15 protein-coding genes are annotated in these 18385 nt (G+C 43.7%); 7 read left to right on the top strand and 8 right to left on the bottom strand.

All coding sequences use genetic code 11. The features are described from left to right. Positions 1-218: 218 nt before the first annotated feature. Both plsB and mtr read left to right on the top strand, forming a co-directional pair. Positions 219-2642, top strand: a complete 2424-nt coding sequence (gene plsB, locus AB4135_RS09825; RefSeq protein WP_371992431.1) for a glycerol-3-phosphate 1-O-acyltransferase PlsB — start codon at positions 219-221, stop codon at positions 2640-2642. Further along, entirely contained in the window at positions 2643-3899 is a 1257-nt protein-coding gene (gene mtr, locus AB4135_RS09820; RefSeq protein WP_371992429.1) for a tryptophan permease, read from the top strand. A 36-nt stretch (positions 3900-3935) separates the two neighbouring features. Here the strand turns inward: mtr and AB4135_RS09815 are convergent, their stop codons facing one another. Next, positions 3936-5003 carry a helix-turn-helix domain-containing protein gene (locus tag AB4135_RS09815; protein WP_371992427.1) on the bottom strand — a complete coding sequence of 356 codons (1068 nt, stop codon included), beginning with the start codon at positions 5001-5003 and terminating at the stop codon, positions 3936-3938. A 99-nt stretch (positions 5004-5102) separates the two neighbouring features. Between AB4135_RS09815 and AB4135_RS09810 the strand changes: the two genes are divergently transcribed. Continuing rightward, complete coding sequence (locus AB4135_RS09810) at positions 5103-5435, top strand: MFS transporter (protein ID WP_371992425.1); 333 nt, start codon at positions 5103-5105, stop codon at positions 5433-5435. After that, positions 5436-6659, top strand: coding sequence for an HlyD family secretion protein (locus AB4135_RS09805; RefSeq protein ID WP_371992424.1), 1224 nt, complete (start codon positions 5436-5438; stop codon positions 6657-6659). A 105-nt stretch (positions 6660-6764) separates the two neighbouring features. On the opposite strand, the gene AB4135_RS09800 is transcribed toward AB4135_RS09805, so the two are convergent. Then, entirely contained in the window at positions 6765-7955 is a 1191-nt protein-coding gene (locus tag AB4135_RS09800; RefSeq protein ID WP_371992422.1) for a diguanylate cyclase, read from the bottom strand. Positions 7956-8108: 153 nt separating this feature from the next. On the opposite strand from AB4135_RS09800, the gene AB4135_RS09795 reads away from it, so the two are divergent. Next, positions 8109-8888, top strand: coding sequence for a VOC family protein (locus AB4135_RS09795; protein WP_371992420.1), 780 nt, complete (start codon positions 8109-8111; stop codon positions 8886-8888). Between the two features lie 892 nt (positions 8889-9780). Then, positions 9781-10056, top strand: a complete 276-nt coding sequence (locus AB4135_RS09790; protein ID WP_371992419.1) for a hypothetical protein — start codon at positions 9781-9783, stop codon at positions 10054-10056. Between the two features lie 82 nt (positions 10057-10138). Here the strand turns inward: AB4135_RS09790 and AB4135_RS09785 are convergent, their stop codons facing one another. From AB4135_RS09785 to AB4135_RS09760, 6 genes are all read right to left on the bottom strand, one after another. Continuing rightward, the gene (locus AB4135_RS09785; protein ID WP_371992417.1) at positions 10139-13276 is read right to left on the bottom strand and encodes an efflux RND transporter permease subunit; all 3138 of its coding nucleotides are present in this window, start codon (positions 13274-13276) and stop codon (positions 10139-10141) included. Between the two features lie 12 nt (positions 13277-13288). Further along, positions 13289-14947, bottom strand: coding sequence for an efflux RND transporter periplasmic adaptor subunit (locus tag AB4135_RS09780; protein ID WP_371992415.1), 1659 nt, complete (start codon positions 14945-14947; stop codon positions 13289-13291). Between the two features lie 22 nt (positions 14948-14969). Continuing rightward, positions 14970-15512, bottom strand: a complete 543-nt coding sequence (locus AB4135_RS09775) for a heavy metal-binding domain-containing protein (protein ID WP_371992413.1) — start codon at positions 15510-15512, stop codon at positions 14970-14972. Between the two features lie 125 nt (positions 15513-15637). Continuing rightward, positions 15638-16054, bottom strand: coding sequence for a hypothetical protein (locus AB4135_RS09770; protein WP_371992412.1), 417 nt, complete (start codon positions 16052-16054; stop codon positions 15638-15640). 110 nt (positions 16055-16164) lie between these two features. Next, positions 16165-16581 carry a DUF2057 family protein gene (locus AB4135_RS09765; RefSeq protein WP_371992410.1) on the bottom strand — a complete coding sequence of 139 codons (417 nt, stop codon included), beginning with the start codon at positions 16579-16581 and terminating at the stop codon, positions 16165-16167. A gap of 86 nt (positions 16582-16667) precedes the next feature. Beyond that, the gene (locus tag AB4135_RS09760) at positions 16668-17102 is read right to left on the bottom strand and encodes a hypothetical protein (protein ID WP_371992409.1); all 435 of its coding nucleotides are present in this window, start codon (positions 17100-17102) and stop codon (positions 16668-16670) included. Between the two features lie 383 nt (positions 17103-17485). On the opposite strand from AB4135_RS09760, the gene AB4135_RS09755 reads away from it, so the two are divergent. Beyond that, positions 17486-18052, top strand: coding sequence for a NapC/NirT family cytochrome c (locus AB4135_RS09755; protein ID WP_020914762.1), 567 nt, complete (start codon positions 17486-17488; stop codon positions 18050-18052). Positions 18053-18385: the final 333 nt, after the last annotated feature.

Raw genomic sequence — 18385 nt, 5'->3', positions numbered from 1 at the left:
TACATTTATCTCGTGTCGCCTTTAATGTGGTGGCTAATGCCTGCTGGAGGGGGCGTTAATCAATATTAATCTAGAGTGTATGTACTAAGTTGTAGCTAAGTCATTGTTCTATAAATGCACAATAGCTTCCAGTGCCGATTGTAAAGCAATTGCGCAAAGCGTTAGGAATTCTGGTATTCTACGGGGTTATTAGAAGCGACTAACACTGCAAGCGAATCATGTCGAAAAAAGACTCTCTTTGGTTTAAATCTTTACGCTGGATCCAGAAAAAGTTGGTACACACTATTGTGGTACCTCACGATCCTTTTGATGATCTCAATCTCGATCCAAGCAAACCGCTCGTTTATGTCATGAAAACAGAATCAGTGAGTGATATTGCTGCTTTAAGTGAAATGACCGGCACGCTAGGCCTACCTAGCCCTTATGATGACATAGAGGTCAATGGCGTCAGTGCGCCACGGGTTGTTTGTCTTGAAGGCAGCAAACCGTTATTTGGTGAACGAGAAAGTGCTGAACAGTACCTACATTGTTTCAAGCGTTTGCTAAGTGTACATAAGCAGAATGCTGAGCTCGATATTCAGCTAGTGCCTGTTAGCCTCTACTGGGGGCGTACTCCAGGTAAAGAAGATGACACCATGCGCGCGGCTGTTTTGGAGCGTCAGAATCCAACTTGGTTACGTAAATGTTTGATGATCCTATTCCTAGGTCGGCATAACTTTGTGCAGTTTTCTAACGCGGTGTCACTGCGCTACATGGCAGATGAACATGGCACTGATAAGCGTATCGCTCAAAAGCTCGCGCGCGTTGCCCGAGTGCATTTTCAGCGTCAGCGCAAAGTGATGACAGGGCCTCAACTGCCTAAGCGACAAGCGCTTTTCCATGCTTTGCTGAAATCAGATTCGATTACCAAGGCGATAAAAGAGGAAGCTGCGAGCAAAAAGATCTCAGAAGCTGAAGCGCGTGCTAAAGCAATGGAATATCTTGATGAAGTAGCAGCTGATTACTCCGACAGTTTGGTACGCATAGCCGAGCGTTTTCTAACTTGGTTGTGGAATAAGCTTTATAAAGGGATCAACATTAAAGGCGCGGAGCAGATCCGTCAGCTACACCATGATGGTCACGAAATAGTTTATGTACCGTGTCACCGTAGCCATATGGACTACTTGTTGCTGTCTTACATTCTTTACTATCAAGGTATGGTACCACCGCATATTGCTGCCGGTATTAACCTTAACTTCTGGCCTGCTGGGCCGATGTTCCGTCGTGGCGGTGCATTCTTTATTCGTCGTAGTTTCCGTGGTAATAAGCTTTATACAGCGGTATTCCGAGAATATTTAGATCAATTGTTCACTAAAGGTTACTCGGTGGAGTACTTCACTGAAGGCGGACGTTCGCGTACCGGTCGCTTATTGGCGCCTAAAACAGGCATGATTGCGATGACGCTTAATAGTGTTCTTCGCGGTGTAGAGCGACCTGTAACGCTAGTGCCTGTGTATTTGGGTTACGATCATGTGATGGAAGTGGCGACTTATCATAAAGAGCTTAGTGGTAAGAAGAAAAAGAAAGAATCTGTCTGGCAGGTATTTGGTGCGATTCGTAAGTTAGGCAACTTTGGCCAAGGGTATGTGAACTTTGGTAAGCCTATAACGCTACATAACTTCTTAACTGATGAAGTGCCTAATTGGCGCGAAGATATAGCCCAAGATCCTGAGCAAAAACCAACTTGGTTAACGCCAGCGGTGAATACTTTAGCTAGTCAAGTGATGACCAATATTAATGATGCTGCAGCCGTGAGTTCGGTGACGTTAACCAGTTTAGTATTATTAGCGTCAGAGCAAAATGCGCTTGAGCGTAGTCAGCTTGAAAAGCAGTTAGATCTTTATCTTACATTGCTAAAAGAGCTGCCTTATACCCAGTACACCTCTGTCCCTGAGGGGAATGGTAAAGATCTAGTTTCTCAAGGTCTTGAGCTGAAGAAGATTCAGATTGAAAGTGACGCGCTTGGTGACATTATCTCTATTGATGACAGCATCGCGATCACCATGACTTATTATCGTAATAACATCATTCATCTGTTGGTGGTTCCTTCGCTGATCGCTGCTTGTTTGTTGCGTAAAGAGGCTTGCACTCGAAATGATGTTGTTTGTGTGATTAATGACTTCTATCCACTGCTTCAAGCCGAATTATTTATGGGTATTGAAGATCCTAAGGTCTACGCGAATAGCATCTTAGATATCTTTGTTGCGCAGGGATTGGTGGTTGAAAATGGTCATTTTGAAGTTGCTGATGACAAAGTGAATCAGTTGCTATTACTGTCCGGCACCATCGACGAAACGATGCAACGTTACGCTATCTTATTTAACTTGTTAGCGGTAAAACCTAACATGGAACGCTCTGAGTTAGAGCGCGATAGTCATCGCCTTGCACAAAGGCTGGGAGCACTTCACGGTATTACCGCCCCGGAGTTCTACGACAAGAAGCTATACGCTACGCTAAGCGTTAAATTAAAAGAGTTAGGTCATCTAACCGATAGCGAAGGCTGTAGTGATATCAAACGTATAAAAGATAGAGCTAATTTGCTACTGCGTTCATCAGTTAGACAGACGATTGTTGATAGCGTTAATGCGGAGCAAAAAGATTAAATGGCAAATCATATGAATGCGGCCAAAAACAAGGCCGAAGGAAAATCACTATTAGGCGGCGCAATGATTATTGCGGGCACGACCGTTGGCGCGGGCATGTTCTCCTTACCTGTAGTGGGCGCAGGCATGTGGTTTGGTTACTCAATGTTAATGTTGGTAGGCATATGGTTTTGTATGTTGGTGTCTGGTTTAATGTTGCTAGAGACTAACCTGCATTTTGAACCAGGCTCTAGTTTCGACACATTAACTAAAACCACCCTTGGTCAATTTTGGCGCATCGTTAATGGGCTTTCCATTGCCTTTGTTTTATATATTCTGACTTATGCTTATATAAGTGGTGGCAGTTCAATCGTTAACCATAGTCTAGAAGGTATCGGTATTAGCTTACCGCAAAGTGTTGCCGGACTGGTGTTTGCTGCGGTATTGGCCACCATCGTTATCATCAGCACTAAAGCCGTAGATAGAATCACCACTATTATGCTTGGCGGCATGATCATTACCTTTTTCTTGGCCGTCGGTAATTTATTGATAGATGTCGATACTACTAAGCTGTTTGTGCCTGATGGTGAAACAAGTTATGCGCCATACCTATTGGCGGCACTGCCTTTTGGTTTAGCCAGTTTTGGTTACCACGGCAACGTTCCTAGCTTAGTTAAGTACTACGGCAATCAGCCAAAGACCATTATTAAGGCTTTGTTCATCGGTACCTTTATTGCTTTGGTCATTTATAGCTGCTGGTTAGTGGCAACTATGGGTAACATTCCTCGTAGTCAATTTGTCGATATCATTGCTCAAGGCGGTAATATGGGCGTATTGGTCGGCGCATTGTCTGAGGTGATCGCTAGTAACTGGTTAAACACCATGTTAACTCTCTTTGCTAACTTGGCTGTGGCTTCATCTTTCCTAGGCGTGACCTTAGGTTTATTTGATTACCTTGCTGATCTATTTGGTTTTGATGAATCTCGCCAAGGTCGCTTAAAAACAGCTGCAGTGACATTTATCCCTCCGACTATTTTAGGTATTTTATTCCCGAATGGCTTCCTTATTGCGATTGGTTTTGCAGCGTTAGCGGCAACCATTTGGGCGGCTATCGTGCCAGCTATGATGGCTTATAAGTCGCGTAAGATCTTTGCTGATAGCGAAGGTTTTAGAGTGCCTGGTGGCACGCCATTGATCGCAGTGGTTATTGTATTTGGTATTGTTACCGGCGCTTGTCATTTGCTCGCTATGGCTGGTATTTTGCCTGTTTACGGTTAAATGCTCTAAGTAAACCAATTGAATTTAAGCCTCTTTCTAAAGAGGCTTTTTGCTATTTAGGTTAAGTGACTTTAAGTACTGTGTTGGAGTTTGCTGTCTGAACCGCCTAAAAGAGCGACTAAAACTATGAGCATTGGCATAGCTTAGCCTTGCGGCAATATCGGTTATATCCCTTCCTTCAAGCATATATTTTATCGCCAAATTACACAGTATAAAGCTAGATAGATCAGTAAAGCTAAAACCTACCTTTTGCAAATGTCGCTGCAGTTGCTGCCGTGATACACCAAACAATGCCGCTACAGAGACTACGCTAGGTAGGTTGTAATAGCGTGAGTAATTGATCATCTCATAAAGCACTTTTGGAGTGTCATTGGGCTGCGGCATATTGAGATAATTCTCTAACTGAGCCAAAGAAAGTGAAGTGGCTAGGTTGTCGTATACAAATCCGTCGCTGGGTGTTGAAAAGATGAGATCGTTATTATCTAACCATAACTCGGTTTGCGGTGCATTCCATGATACAGGGCAGTTGAAGAGGGCTTCGGTGTCCTTCTGCTGTATTGGGGGGCCACTGAGGCTGAGCTTTCGCGGTGAATATTGTGAACCAGAGAAATGCTTGATGGCATTTAAAAGTGTAATCGCGACTCGCAGTGAGTCATGAGACCGAGCTCTGCCTTTGACAAACGGATTGTTATAACACCACTTAAAAATTTTTCCTGATTGGATTGGATAGTAGCTAGCGCCTGATTGGAAGCTACAGATACCGTGATTGATGCGTCGAAAACTGATGATTAGATCGGGAGCGGATAGAAACCAATCTCCAGGCATTTTTAAGGCTGACAAACTAAGGTAGCTATGAATTTTGACCATGTAGTCAGCCTCACCTGTCAGCTCCTCAATTTGGGTAAACCACTTAGAAACCTCGGTAAAAGGGATGAGCGACATAGGTTCTTGCAAAAGTGTTTCAGGGATCAAAAGTTGATCGGCTGTGATTCCATAGCAAGCTTTTACACCGCTCAACACTGGGGCAATGTAACAGCAACGGATAAAGGCTGTTTCTAGCATTGGAATGACCTCTCTTTCAATTTTATTACCTAATCGAATCATATAATCGACCTTAAGGATATATCAAGGTAATTATACTTGTTGTTGAGTTCAGACTAGGCAAAATGTATTCCCCCTAAATTTGAGTGAGTTTAAGACATTATGAGTTTATTCAGTATGCCATTTGTCGATACTGGTGTTGATACCGCCTTACATGGCATTGCTGCTGTGGTCATGGTCACAACTGTTGCGGCCGCTGTTTTCGGTTTTTGGAAAATTCATGAGCTACCGATTAATAAAGCGCATAAGAAACAGCATCAACAGATAGGACTAATTACTGCGCTTACCTGGATTGGATTTGTTTGGCATTGGGTGTGGGTGTTGGCGGTCATTGTCGCTTTTGTCGATAGCGAAAAAGCTCTGCGTCGAGTCAGAGATATCTGGCGCGAGAAAGAGACAGTAACTGAGCCAAACGTTATGAAAGAGGAGCTATAAATGCTGGAAGGATTAGCGGTATGGGCATTGTTTATCTATCTCCTCCGTTTAGTCGGTATGCCTTGGAATACCTACAGTAAAAGTTTTGCCTATTTAGGTGGCACGGGTTGGCTGATGTTTGTTTGGGTTGGATTACTTAACTACACACCGATGGATCTTTCTGGCGGCTCATTAGTGCAATCTCCACATATTCAATTGCGACCTGCGAATAGTCAGATACGAGGCAAAGTTGAAAATATCTATATTAAGCCAAATCAACAGGTAGAGGCTGGGCAGCTCATTTACGATTTAGATGCCGAACCTTACCAGATAGCTTTGAACAAGGCGCTTGTGGCGCAAGCTACCGCTAAAGTTAATCTCTCTCTGGCGACTGAAGATGTAAAGCTGGCACTCAAGCAGCATGATGTATCGATTGCTGATGTCAGTATAAGTAAAAACCAACTTCACGCAGCCAGTAAAGATCTGGCGTGGAAGCAGAAAACACTCGCCCGTTATATTGAGCAGAATAGAGTTGTTCCCGATACCATTACTAAGAGCTTGCTTGATGAGCAGCAAACCTTGGTCGATCTTGCTTTGGCGCAAGTGAGTACTTATTCAACTCAAATTGAAAAAGCGCAGATGGCTGAAAATACAGCAGTGCTCAATATTACTAAATCACGCCTTGCAGTTAAAAGTCGCCAGTCAGATTTAAACAGTGAGCATGAGAATGTCGCACAGGCACAGTGGAATTTAGATAATACTAAGGTTTATGCTCCCACTGATGGTTACGTGACAAACTTTATAATGCGTGAAGGTCAGTATGTGGGTGTATTACCGCGTATACAGATGTACACCAATGAAAAGTACGTGTTAATGCGGGTTAACCATCAAGCCATTCGCAATGTGCAAGTTGGGCAAATGGCAGAGTTTGCTTCAGCTGTCTATCCTGGAAAAGTCTTTAGCGCTGAAGTTGAAGGAATTATTGAAGCGACTGGTGAAGCACAAGGGCGCTTATTAGCGGTGGACGATAATGTTAGGCAGACGACTGGCCAGAATCTTAATAATAAACATCACTTTGTCAGGCTTAAACTGACTGAAGCCGATAGTTATGACATTCCAGTGGGTTCGGTTGGACTGGCTTGGATATCTGGTAGCAAACCCGTAGAATTTTTAGCTTTTTTGGATGTCATTCGTGGCATCGTTATCAGAATGAAATCGCAGATTTACTATTTCTATTCAATCTAGTACTACTGTCCATGCTAGCGGTTAGCCACTGCTAGCATGTTATGTCCCCGTTCTAGCTGAAGATGCAGGATTCAGTGAGAGTTTAATGGACTTTAATGCTCGTTATTAAACAAAAACTCGATTTCGGCCGTTCTTTTTGGCTATGTATAACGCTTTATCAGCTAATTTCAGCGTTTGAGCGAATGTTAGCTGTCCATGGTGTTCTGCCACGCCAATAGAGATGGTGACATTAACGGTGGTACTGCGGTTTTCTTCGTTAATTTTTCGGTCTGATTTATTGCTGTTTTTACGCAGTTCATTTCTAAGTACAATATCATAATCACGAATTTTGCATCTGAGATCATCAAGATAAGGCAGGATCATTTCGACATCTTTATTGGGGAAAACAATTGTAAACTCCTCCCCCCCATAGCGATAGACTTTGCCATTTCCTTTTACCTTAGTCAGTTTACTCGCGATTAGCTGTAGTACTTGATCGCCAACATCATGACCATAGGTATCATTAAAGTTTTTGAAATGATCAATATCCACCATTGCTACGCTGTAATGGCTATTGAGTGAAAGAGCCATCGTATTGAGTGCACGGCGAGAAGAAAGGCCGGTTAAGTCATCGCGATAGGCCAAATGGTAAGACTCTGCTATGACCACACAGATGTAAGCCGTTGCTAAAAGACAGAGCAGTAACGGCAGTGGTAGTCCATTAGGTACATAGTAAATAAACAGCCAAGTAAACAGGGTTACTACCAGCACCGAGTCGATAAGGCTCGCTCTCCAAACCGCATATATACATACAATAATGCTAGATATTCCGATGGGAATATACAAAGGTGTAAGTAAATTGATTGCTGGAGGGACATCTAAACTAGTCGGTGAGCCAATTGTTAAAGTGAGCATTTGCCATGTAGCACCTATGGCTACACACAACACAATCCCGCCGACAGTTTTAATCGTATGGAACGAAAATAGGGCTCTATCTCTACTGATGGAGAACAAGCCGATAATCAATGAACCTGATAGAAAGATTTGGTTGCGGATATTGACGGCCAAACCATCAAGGATTAAGCCTTGTTCGTAGGCGTAATAAGTAAGTAGGAGTGCAGCTAAAATACTGATTCTAGTATGATTGAACTGCAGCGAAAGAATGATCGCTACTGGGAAAAGGTAGTAGGGCAGCTCAATAATGCTGGGCAGCCAAACATGCCACACTTCTTTAAAGTGTTGAGCGGCTGCGATACCGATAAATGTCAGTAATACAGGGATAAAAATATAGCGAAAACTACGTGTTAATGCTGACACTGCTCTCTTCCCTGATAGATAGATGAACAATATTATAGTTGATGGTGGCTATTTTTATGGGCTTTAAGCTAAAAGGTTGGACAGAAGCACTATATGGGTCTTAACTCAATTGATTCGTTTGGAGTTGCCAATACACAGGTAATAGGATTGATTATGAAGGTAGAACAGTATTTTCAAGGGCAGCCTTGCTGGGTTGAGTTGGCATCGCTAGATGTTGAAGCAAGTAAGCACTTTTATCATGCTCTGTTTACTTGGGATATTGTTGATATGCCTATCCCACAAGGTACCTATAGCATGTTTAATCTAGACGGTGATGATTTAGGTGCCATGTATCAACTGCCTGAAGAGATGGTAACAGCGGGTGATAAAAGTCATTGGCTAATCTATTTTGCTGTAGAAAGCCTTGAAAATAGCTTAGTTGATGTTACAGGAGCTGGCGGCACAATTGTACTAGGCCCACACGATGTTGGTGAGGCCGGTAGAATGGCAGTCATTAAAGATTTAGAGGGAGCCAAGTTTGCACTGTGGCAGGCTAAAAACCACATTGGAGCAAGGCGAGCTACAGAGGCGGGGAGTTTATGTTGGGTTGAACTCGCTTGTAGAAAAACGCAGGCGGCTAAGTCATTTTACTGCCATGTATTAGGCTGGGGCGCACGCAAAGCTGACATGGATAGCGTCGAGTACACTGAGTGGCAAGTGGGTAACCAAGATATTGGTGGCATGATGAAAATGAATGCAGAGTGGGGTGACATGCCAGCTCACTGGATGAGTTATTTTACAGTTGATGATTGCGATGCCAAAGTGGCAAAAGTGGCAGAGCTTGGGGGCTCAGTGTGCGTACCGCCAACAGATATTGCCAATGTCGGTCGCTTTGCTGTGGTGAACGACCCCGCAGGTGCCGTTTTTTCGATTATTGAATTGAAGCTTATTTAATGATGTATATGCTGTTTAGTTGTAAGTATTTGCTATTTTGTGTTGTTTTTGTTGTGCTATTTGGTTAATTTCCTTTGTGCTTTAAGTTATGCCTAAGAGAATTTCTCTCTTGGTGAGTAAATATAATTAATTAGGAAAATTACCAATGGTAAGGAAATGGATTAGCTTGTTGTTGCCTATTGTACTGGTTGGCTTAATGGGATGTGCATCGACTAGTGACTCAGAAAGTGGAACCGAAACAGTTAAAAAAGCTAAAAAAACTTGCCAGCAAGCAAGGTCTACAGGTTCAAGGTTAAATCGCTGTAATTAGAGATTGCATTAACTATAAAGCGCTGTGTTTAGCAGTGCTTTTTACTTTAAGTCTCACAAGGTCTGGATAACAACGCTAAAAATTGTTTTTTGTTGAAGCATTACATCCATGATGATCTCAGTGTGCTCCTCTATATATTGATATTTTAGTGAAAAATAGATAGATACTTGCGACATGGCTTTCACTGCTAAATACGCTTGACCAGATATTAAAGCATTGTTAGTCCGTAAAGGATTGGCCGTTTTTAGCCATATATTTTACTGTTAAGTTAAGTGAACGTTATCGGCTGATGGTTTTTGTGAATGTTGTTTCATATTGTATCGCTTTTGCGCTATTTCCCGCCCTAATTGTTAAGCTAAAATTTTATTGATAATAAATGCTATTTATTCCTTATCCCTTGCTTTATAAACGTTTATTTCCATTTTAGACCCTGGTTGCTATTACCTATGGTTAACTTGTAGATACACTTGTTAGGTGCTTGTTGTGGTTATTGGTGCTATCAGTTTTTTTACAAATTGTTGTTCGCTATCTACTCTGATATTTTTGTTGCTGCAGTCATAACAATAAGGGAAGCGGTGCTGTATGGAAAACAAAATAGTTAGCCAATTAAAGTGGATGAGTTTGTCATTATCAGTGGTAATACTGAGTGCTTGTGGCACGACTAACGATAGTGTGGATGGTGCTGAATCAACGGCAAATACCAACAAAGATAAAGGATATCGTTGTGAAAAGATCACTGTCACCGGTTCTCGAATGCCTGTGCGTAAATGTACCACTCAAGCACAAAGAGATAGAGATGAAAGAGAGGCACAGCGATTACTGAGTTCTGGTCGTGTAGCCAGCGAAGCAGGCGGTTAAGAAAATTAGCTAATAGATTGTACGGTGTTAATTCATCCGCCGTACAACCTATTGCTAATACTATATTTATTGACTGTTGTATTTATCTATTTTCTAGCTTGCGTCCATAGATCAGCAAGTAGATTGCGGGGATCACAAACAACGACAATATTGGTGCAGTGACCATTCCACCAACCATAGGCGCAGCAATTTTCTGCATTACTTCATTACCCGTCCCGCTGCCCCACATAATCGGCAACAGACCAAAGAAGATCGTCGCTACCGTCATCGCTTTAGGACGAATACGCATCACGGCGCCATGGATTAATGCTTCGCTTAAGTCGTTACGGTTATTGTAGTTACCAGCCTGTTTACGGTCTTTGATACTGTTGTTCAAATAAACCTGCATCACCACACCAAACTCAGCTGCTACGCCTGCGAGCGCGATCATACCGACAGATACCGCTACCGAAAAGTTGAAGTCTAAGAAGTATAGTAACCAAGCGCTACCCACAAGGGAGAAAGGCAGACTTAGCATAATGACAGATGCTTGAATAAATGAGCTAAAGGTCATCATCAACAGCATGAAAATAACGGCTAGCATCAGCGGCACCACTAACTGCATTTTAGCTTCTACTCGTTGCATATATTCATACTGACCGGCAAAACTGTAGCTATAACGAGCGGGCAGCTGGATCTCTCTGTCTAGCGCCGCCCTTGCTGTGGTGATGTACTCACCAATAGAAGTATTTTCTAGGTCAACAAACACCCAACTGATCAAGCGGCCATTCTCACTAGCAAGCATAGGTGCGCCGTCACTTACGCTAATGCTGGCCAGATTGCCTAAGGGTAAATACTTACCCGTTTTTGTCAGTACAGGAAGATCGCGCAGTTTCTCTAGGCTATCGCGTAACTCACGCGGGTAGCGGATGTTGATTGGGTAGCGCTCTTGCCCTTGAATAGACTGACCAACTTGCATACCGCCAATCGCCATTTGCACCACGTCTTGGATATCTTTGAGTGTCATGCCATAGCGAGCCGCGTTTTTAAGGTTTGGCTCAATATCAATATAACGCCCGCCGCTGGTGCGTTGGGCAAATGCCGATGCTGTTCCAGGCAGTTTACTGACAACCGCTTCAATCTCAGTGCCAATTCGTTGCAGTTCATCGATATCTGCACCGGATATCTTGATGCCAACCGGCGTTCTTACCCCTGTTGAGAGCATGTCGATACGGGTTTTGATCGGTTGCACCCACGCATTAGTCATACCGGGAACTTTCACCGTTTGCTGCAGTTCGCCAATAATCCCTTCAAGGGTCATGCCTTCACGCCAAGTATCGCGTGGGTTAAGCATGATCGTGGTTTCAAGCATGGTCAGTGGTGCAGGATCCGTTGCGGTCATCGCGCGGCCAACTTTACCAAATACCCGCTTAACTTCTGGTACTGTTTTAATGAGTCGGTCAGTTTGCTGCAAGATCTCAGCGGCCTTACCTGCACTAACACTGGGTAAGGTCGTCGGCATATATAGCAAGTCGCCCTCTTCAAGCTCAGGCATAAACTCACTGCCCATCTTTGTCATCGGGTAAATGGCACTACCAAGGGTAATTAGCGCCAATAGAATGGTGATTTTAGGAAAGCGCAGTACCAAACGCAGCAGTGGCTCATAGATGGCGATTAACACCCGACTGATTGGATTTTTTCTCTCATCGGGGATCTTACCGCGCACAAAATAACCCATTAATACGGGGATTAAAGTGATCGCTAAGATCGCACTGGCTGCCATGGCAAAGGTCTTGGTAAAGGCCAGCGGATGAAATAAACGTCCCTCTTGCGCTTCAAGCGCAAATACCGGTACAAAACTGAGTGTGATGATGAGCAGGCTGAAAAACAGTGCTGGGCCTACCTCAACGGATGCTTTACGTACCAACTCCCAATGGGCGTCGCCAGTGGGGGCGGCGCCGTTATGTTTTTCGCGATAATGCTCTAAGTGTTTATGGGTGTTTTCTACCATTACAATGGCGGCATCAACCACAGCGCCAATCGCAATCGCTATCCCCCCTAGGCTCATAATATTGGCGTTAACACCAATAATGTTCATCACGATAAAGCTGATCAAGATGGAGATTGGCAATGAGATAATAGCCACTAACGTTGAGCGAGCATGCAGTAGGAAGATAAGGCAGATAATGCCGACCACTAGCATCTCCTCTAGGACTTTATGCTTGAGGTTATCGACTGAGTTAAGGATAAGCTCTGAGCGATCGTAAGTGATCACTAACTCAACTCCATCAGGCAAGCCATTTTCAATCTCTTTAAGCTTCTCTTTAACGTTATTGATGGTGGCAAGGGCGTTTTCGCCATAACGCATCACCACAATGCCGCCGACAACTTCGCCTTCACCGTCTAATTCGGCGATACCACGGCGTGCCGCAGGGCCTGTTCGCAGTTGCGCTACGTCTTTCATTAGCACCGGAATACCAGATTCAGACACTATGCCCAGCGGGATCTCTTCAAAGTCGGCCAAGGTTTGACGATAACCCGCAGAGGTGATCATATATTCAGCTTCTGCCATCTCAATAACAGAGCCACCAGTTGAACTATTGGAGTTATCTAAGGCATTTTTAACCGTCATCAAATCGATTTGATATAGGGCTAATTTATGCGGGTCGACAATGATCTGATACGACTGCTCCATGCCGCCAATAGTGGCAATTTCAGACACACCCTCGACACTTTGCAGCTCCAGCTTTAAGAACCAATCCTGCAGCGAGCGCAGTTGGGCTAGATCATGCTGACCTTTACGGTCAACCAACGCATATTGAAATACCCAACCAACGCCCGAGGCATCAGGCCCAAGCGTCGGGGTGACACTGGCTGGCAGTTGCCCTTGAGTTTGTGATAAATACTCTAATACTCGAGAACGAGCCCAATAGATATCGGTGCCATCTTCAAAAATGATGTACACATACGAGTCACCAAACATGGAGAAGCCGCGAACCGTTTTAGCGCCGGGTACTGCGAGCATTGCAGTCGATAGCGGGTAGGTGATCTGGTCTTCTACCAGCTGTGGTGCTTGGCCTGGGTATGAGGTTTTTACAATCACTTGTACGTCAGACAAGTCTGGCAGGGCATCCAGCGGTGTCATGCGCATGGCTTGATAGCCGATTAAGGCGATGACGGCAGTGAGTACTAACACCATGACGCGCTGTCTAATGGAAGCGCTAATAATTTTTTCTAACATTATCGCCTCCGATTAGTGGTTTGCGTGTGGGTCACTAGCAGTATTTTCACTGCTATTGCTACCACTTAAGCGCTGTAAGCTACCTTGGATACTCGCTTCTGAATCAAGTAGGAACTGACCCGAAACAATCACCTTATCACCTGCGTTAAGACCTTCAGTTATTTCAGCTTTTCCTTGCGCTATCATACCGACCTTGACCGATACCGAGGCAAACTTATTATCGTCACGCTGCACCACCACGCGGTTTTCTCGACCTGTTAAAATGAGTGCTTCAGTTGGGATCGATAATACATCTCGTTGGGGGCCGCCAAACAGCTTCACATCAACTAAGGTACCGGGTTTGAGTAGCTTTCCTGGGTTGTCTAGCTTCACCCGTACTCGCATAGCACGTGAGACGGGGTCGAGTTCTGGGTAGATATAATCAATGGTCGACTCTAAATCGAACAGTCCTTGTGCAGCAGAGGTAACTTCTACTGGTCGACCTTGTTCGAGCCAGCTTTGTTCGTTTTCAAATACATCGGCAATCACCCAAACACTGCTTAGATCCACAATTTCAAATAGTGTATTTCCGGGCTCGACATACATGCCATGACGAACCGATAACTGACTGACAAAACCATCTTGCTCGGCATAGTAAGGGACACGATAGATAGTCTCGCCAGTGCGTTCTAGTTGCTTAATGGTTGATGAGCTAACACCTAGCAGCTCTAAACGTAACCGTGCTTTACGTAACAATCCAGCGCCGCGATTTTTGTCTTGTTTGAGATAATCGACCGCCTGCATGTAATCGTCTTGAGCATTGATGAGTTCTGGTGAATACAGTTCATATAACAATTGCCCTTTCTTTACTCGCTGACCAACGGTATGCACCATTAGCGTTTCTAACCAGCCGCTAACACGAGTGTGAGCATGTCCTATGGCATTTTCATTGTATTCAACCGTGCCGATGGTTTTGACTAGCTTCCATAGAGTGCCTTTAGTGACTTGTTCGCTGCGCATACCTAAGGCTTGCTGCATACCACCAGAGACGCCAACAACGACCTCCTCAGTTGCAGCACCAACATTGACTTTCTCTAAGTTCATGCCGCAAATAGGGCAGGTGCCTGGAACGTCTGAGACCACATGTGGATGCATTGGGCAGACATATTTTACATTGCCATCGCCACTGCTTTGAGCCGCTGGGATTAATGTTGGTTTTGGCTGACTTAATAGCTGTTCAGCTTTGCTCTGAGGCTCTGATTGGTTTGTGAGCTCTGTTGCTGAATGGTTGTGACCTGCATGCTCGTCTATTTGGTTCTCTTCCTCCTCTTCCTTAACGAGGAACATGTTACATTTTGGGCAACGATCCGGTTCGTGACTGGTCACTTCTGGGTGCATAGGGCAGTAGTAATCTTTATCTGCCACTCGTTTTGCCTGACCATCTGGTGAAGATGTGTCTAGCTGCTCATCTTTAACAAGGAACATATTACATTTTGCACAGCGTCCCGGCTCATGGCTGGTTTCTTCGGGATGCATCGGACAATAGTAGTGTGAATCCTGTAGCTGGCTTTCTGTAGTTGCAGCTGATTGATGCTCTTGGCTGTAGCCAGCAATAGGCGCAGTTACAAGCAATAAGCTCAGGGCACAGACGACTGCATTGCTGCGAAACTTTGTTACGTTGAATAAACTCATAATGCCTTATCTCCACCCTTATTTAGTGATGCATGTGACTCTTTTTATCTGCACTATCGCTATTGGCAATAGGCATTAAGTCCATACCGCACTTAGGGCAGCTATCACCCTCTTTCCCTGTTATCGCTGGATTCATTGGGCACGCATGGGTATCGGCGCTCATCTTATGATGCTCACCTTTACCTTTGTGGGGGCATGAATCACAGCTCTTTCCGTTAGCTTCCATCGCTTGAAGTTCCATTCCGCATTTTGGGCAGCTATCACCCGCTTTGCCGGTAATGGCTGGATTCATTGGACACGCATGGGTATCGGCGTTCATCTTATGATGAGCATGCTTGCCTTTATTTGGGCACGAATCACATTGATGCTCTGCTGACTTCACTGCTTGTAAATCCATACCACATTTGGGGCATGATTCGCTTTGATTGCCAGTCACTTCAGGATGCATTGGGCAGGCATAACTTTGGTTCTGCTCAGTGCCATGATGATGCGCATGAGCGGATACCGTCGGTGCCCAGGATAAAAATAAAAAGGTAGTTAATACCATACTAATAAAGGTTTTCATAACTCAACTCCATCAAAGAGATGGCCGAATGCTGTAAGTGCTAGCGCACAGAACAATTAACGGCGTAAATAATTGCTTAATAAGAATAAATAACGTTGTTAGATTTAGAGACTGCTAGTCTCGGGTTACGCTATTGGAGGTCTTAAATCTTGCGGCAATGAAATAGAGTGGAAATGAGGCATTGGAGTGGCCATTGCAATATCGGAGGTGTTGCTGCCAGGCCATGACAACACACTAAACAGAGTACCTGTTACTGAAATAACCAAGCAGTGGTTACAATCGCTCTGGCATGATCCTTTGCCGTTGCAGCAATTCTTAGAGTTGCCGGGAAGCATTTGCATAGTCTCGTCAGAATCGCAGCAATGAGTATCGCTATCCATTTGCATCTGGTGGCATTCAGCCCCATCTTGCATGCTCATCATTGGCATTTCGTCTGCCATAGCACTGGGTACCATCAAAGAGCCATTAGTCAGCATTAGCTGGCTCAACAATGCGAGCAGCGTAAAGGCTAATAATGTATGACGGCGTAGTATGCTAAGCATGATTATTCCAATTGATGAACCCGTTAAGTCTAACACAGCATTGAAGTTACACATTGATAAAGTTCACAAAATGACTTTATCAATGTGTGAATAGCCTTACAGGTTAATTGCTACTTTGACAGTAATAGCTTTGTCATCAATTGGCTGTGGGTCATTAGCGCCACTTGCTTTTCGCTGCCGCCTTCATCCGTTAGTTTGATAAAAGGTGAGTTGATAAACTGATAAGCATCCTCTTCTGAAAGGATCTTAGGTGTGATTGCTTTATAGTTCGCCGCCATTTCTAAGTCGATGTAAAGATATAAGGGCTCAGAACGCACCCAACTAGAGTCATCTGCGTTGGATTCAAACAGGTCGCGATACTGCAGTTCAATTAAGTTCTGACCGTTATCTAGCTGCAGATAGCGACCGTCTACATTGTTTAGGCCGTTGACACCGATGACTTCAAGTGATTCTGGAAATGAAACCGAAGCAGCGACGCTGCTAAAGCTTGCAATAGATAGTGCAATAACGCTGATTAATTTTTTCATAATAAACTCCAAACAAATCCAATAACCATAGGGACCTATGGAAAAAATACTAAAGTGATATTTTGTTAAAACGCGAGTATTTGAGGCTACGCTTGAAGTGCTATTGGTGGGGGATTGACTAAAGAGTGCTCTGCCGTTTGCGGAGACCAAAATATGCTTTGCACGCTCTGTGCTACCGCGGGAGATGTAATGTTTATTTGCATTTGTTCGATAATTGCAGGTGTAGAAACGCACTGTGATACGCAATCTCCAGCACCTAAGATTTCACACAGAGCATCACAATCAACCACGCTGGCGTTGATATTAACTGTGCTACTAGCGCAGCTACTTGAATCTTGATCTGCATACTCCGAAGAGTGAAAAGGTATCGAGTCTACAGACTGATTTATTGGTTGCTGCTGAACATGGTGTTGAGCATGAGAACTGGCATGCAAAAATTTAGGCATCGCCATCGCTGGAGCAAGCAAAAATTGCCCTACCAGTGAGATGAGTAATGCTAAATATGCAAACCGCTTGTACATGTTCAACGCGTCCAAATTAAAGTGTTGTGATCAGATAGACCTAAGTTTTAAGCAATTAGTTTCAAGTAATTAATATTTTTTTAGATATTCGTCATAACAGCGACACAATTTAACATATCAAAAAAAATCATTAATTTAGTCTTAAATATCGAACTATCAATCTGATACATGGTAATCCTTGCGATAAACAAGGCTTTAAGCTAGCTTTAGTAAAAGCGCATATATATTGAGCGAATTTTGATTCTGATAATAGAGTTGGAGCCATGTCTCATTTTACGCTTTTAGTTCCAGATCAATGAGTAATAATTGGTTTATAATGACCGCATAAATAGCGATGAAGTAAAACTTACATCGATATAAAAATTAAACTTTGGAGATGTGTGATGAACTGGCGAGCACTTTTTAAACCCAGCGCAAAAATTTCGATTCTGGCATTATTAGTCGTCGGTATCGTAGTCGGTGTAGTAGGTTACTTTGCTACACAACAAACTTTACATGCAACAAGTACAGATGAGTTCTGTATGAGCTGTCATAGCAACCATTCATTGAAAGATGAAGTACTTGCTTCTGCTCATGGCGGAGGCCGCGCAGGTGTAACGGTTCAGTGTCAAGACTGTCACTTACCGCACAACCCAGTTAAATACCTAGTTAAGAAGATCATCGTATCTAAAGATCTATACGGTTACTTAACTATCGACGGTTTCAACACTCAAGAGTGGTTGGATGAGAACCGTAAAGAACAAGCTGACCTAGCACTTAAGTACTTCAAAGCTAACGACTCAGCTAACTGTCAGCACTGTCACACTCGTATTTACGAGAACCAACCTGACACAATGAAGAAGATGGCGAAGAGAATGCACGCTAACAACTTCAAGAAAGACGAAGACAAGCGTAAGACTTGTGTCGACTGTCATAAAGGTGTTGCTCACGTTTACCCAAAAGGTAAGTAATAAGCAGCGTCTTCTAGCTGCGAGCGGGATGAGACGCTCGTAGCTAACTTAAAGCCCCAAGTTCATTGTGAACTTGGGGCTTTTTTGTGGCTGACGTTTAGGGATACCGTTAAAGCGGAAAAAGCAGATAAGGCTGAGATGATACGAGCTAAGAAGGCAAAAGCAGGTTCTAGCAAAAGCTAACAAAGATCCTAGGAAAGCTAAAAATAAAGCAGGTATAGAGTTAAGACGGGTAACAACTGATAAAAGAAAAATATAAAACATCAAAACGGCATTCATAATTTGAATTAAAATTATGTGGCGCTATTCATCCTACCTAGCACCTAGCACCTA

The organism is Shewanella sp. 10N.286.54.B9 (genome assembly GCF_041468565.1).
GTDB lineage: Bacteria > Pseudomonadota > Gammaproteobacteria > Enterobacterales > Shewanellaceae > Shewanella.
The sequence above is the reverse complement of the archived record's forward strand: the minus strand, read 5'-3'. Positions and strand labels throughout refer to the sequence as shown.

What these genes read in the sequence shown, in the direction of transcription:
- AB4135_RS09815 (WP_371992427.1), bottom strand. Translation starts at nt 5,003, where the DNA reads ATGATTCGATTAGGTAATAAAATTGAAAGAGAGGTCATTCCAATGCTA.
- AB4135_RS09805 (WP_371992424.1), top strand. Translation starts at nt 5,436, where the DNA reads ATGCTGGAAGGATTAGCGGTATGGGCATTGTTTATCTATCTCCTCCGT.
- AB4135_RS09780 (WP_371992415.1), bottom strand. Translation starts at nt 14,947, where the DNA reads ATGAGTTTATTCAACGTAACAAAGTTTCGCAGCAATGCAGTCGTCTGT.
- AB4135_RS09810 (WP_371992425.1), top strand. Translation starts at nt 5,103, where the DNA reads ATGAGTTTATTCAGTATGCCATTTGTCGATACTGGTGTTGATACCGCC.
- AB4135_RS09770 (WP_371992412.1), bottom strand. Translation starts at nt 16,054, where the DNA reads ATGCTTAGCATACTACGCCGTCATACATTATTAGCCTTTACGCTGCTC.
- AB4135_RS09790 (WP_371992419.1), top strand. Translation starts at nt 9,781, where the DNA reads ATGGAAAACAAAATAGTTAGCCAATTAAAGTGGATGAGTTTGTCATTA.
- AB4135_RS09760 (WP_371992409.1), bottom strand. Translation starts at nt 17,102, where the DNA reads ATGTACAAGCGGTTTGCATATTTAGCATTACTCATCTCACTGGTAGGG.
- AB4135_RS09755 (WP_020914762.1), top strand. Translation starts at nt 17,486, where the DNA reads ATGAACTGGCGAGCACTTTTTAAACCCAGCGCAAAAATTTCGATTCTG.
- plsB (WP_371992431.1), top strand. Translation starts at nt 219, where the DNA reads ATGTCGAAAAAAGACTCTCTTTGGTTTAAATCTTTACGCTGGATCCAG.
- AB4135_RS09795 (WP_371992420.1), top strand. Translation starts at nt 8,109, where the DNA reads ATGAAGGTAGAACAGTATTTTCAAGGGCAGCCTTGCTGGGTTGAGTTG.
- AB4135_RS09775 (WP_371992413.1), bottom strand. Translation starts at nt 15,512, where the DNA reads ATGAAAACCTTTATTAGTATGGTATTAACTACCTTTTTATTTTTATCC.
- AB4135_RS09765 (WP_371992410.1), bottom strand. Translation starts at nt 16,581, where the DNA reads ATGAAAAAATTAATCAGCGTTATTGCACTATCTATTGCAAGCTTTAGC.
- mtr (WP_371992429.1), top strand. Translation starts at nt 2,643, where the DNA reads ATGGCAAATCATATGAATGCGGCCAAAAACAAGGCCGAAGGAAAATCA.
- AB4135_RS09785 (WP_371992417.1), bottom strand. Translation starts at nt 13,276, where the DNA reads ATGTTAGAAAAAATTATTAGCGCTTCCATTAGACAGCGCGTCATGGTG.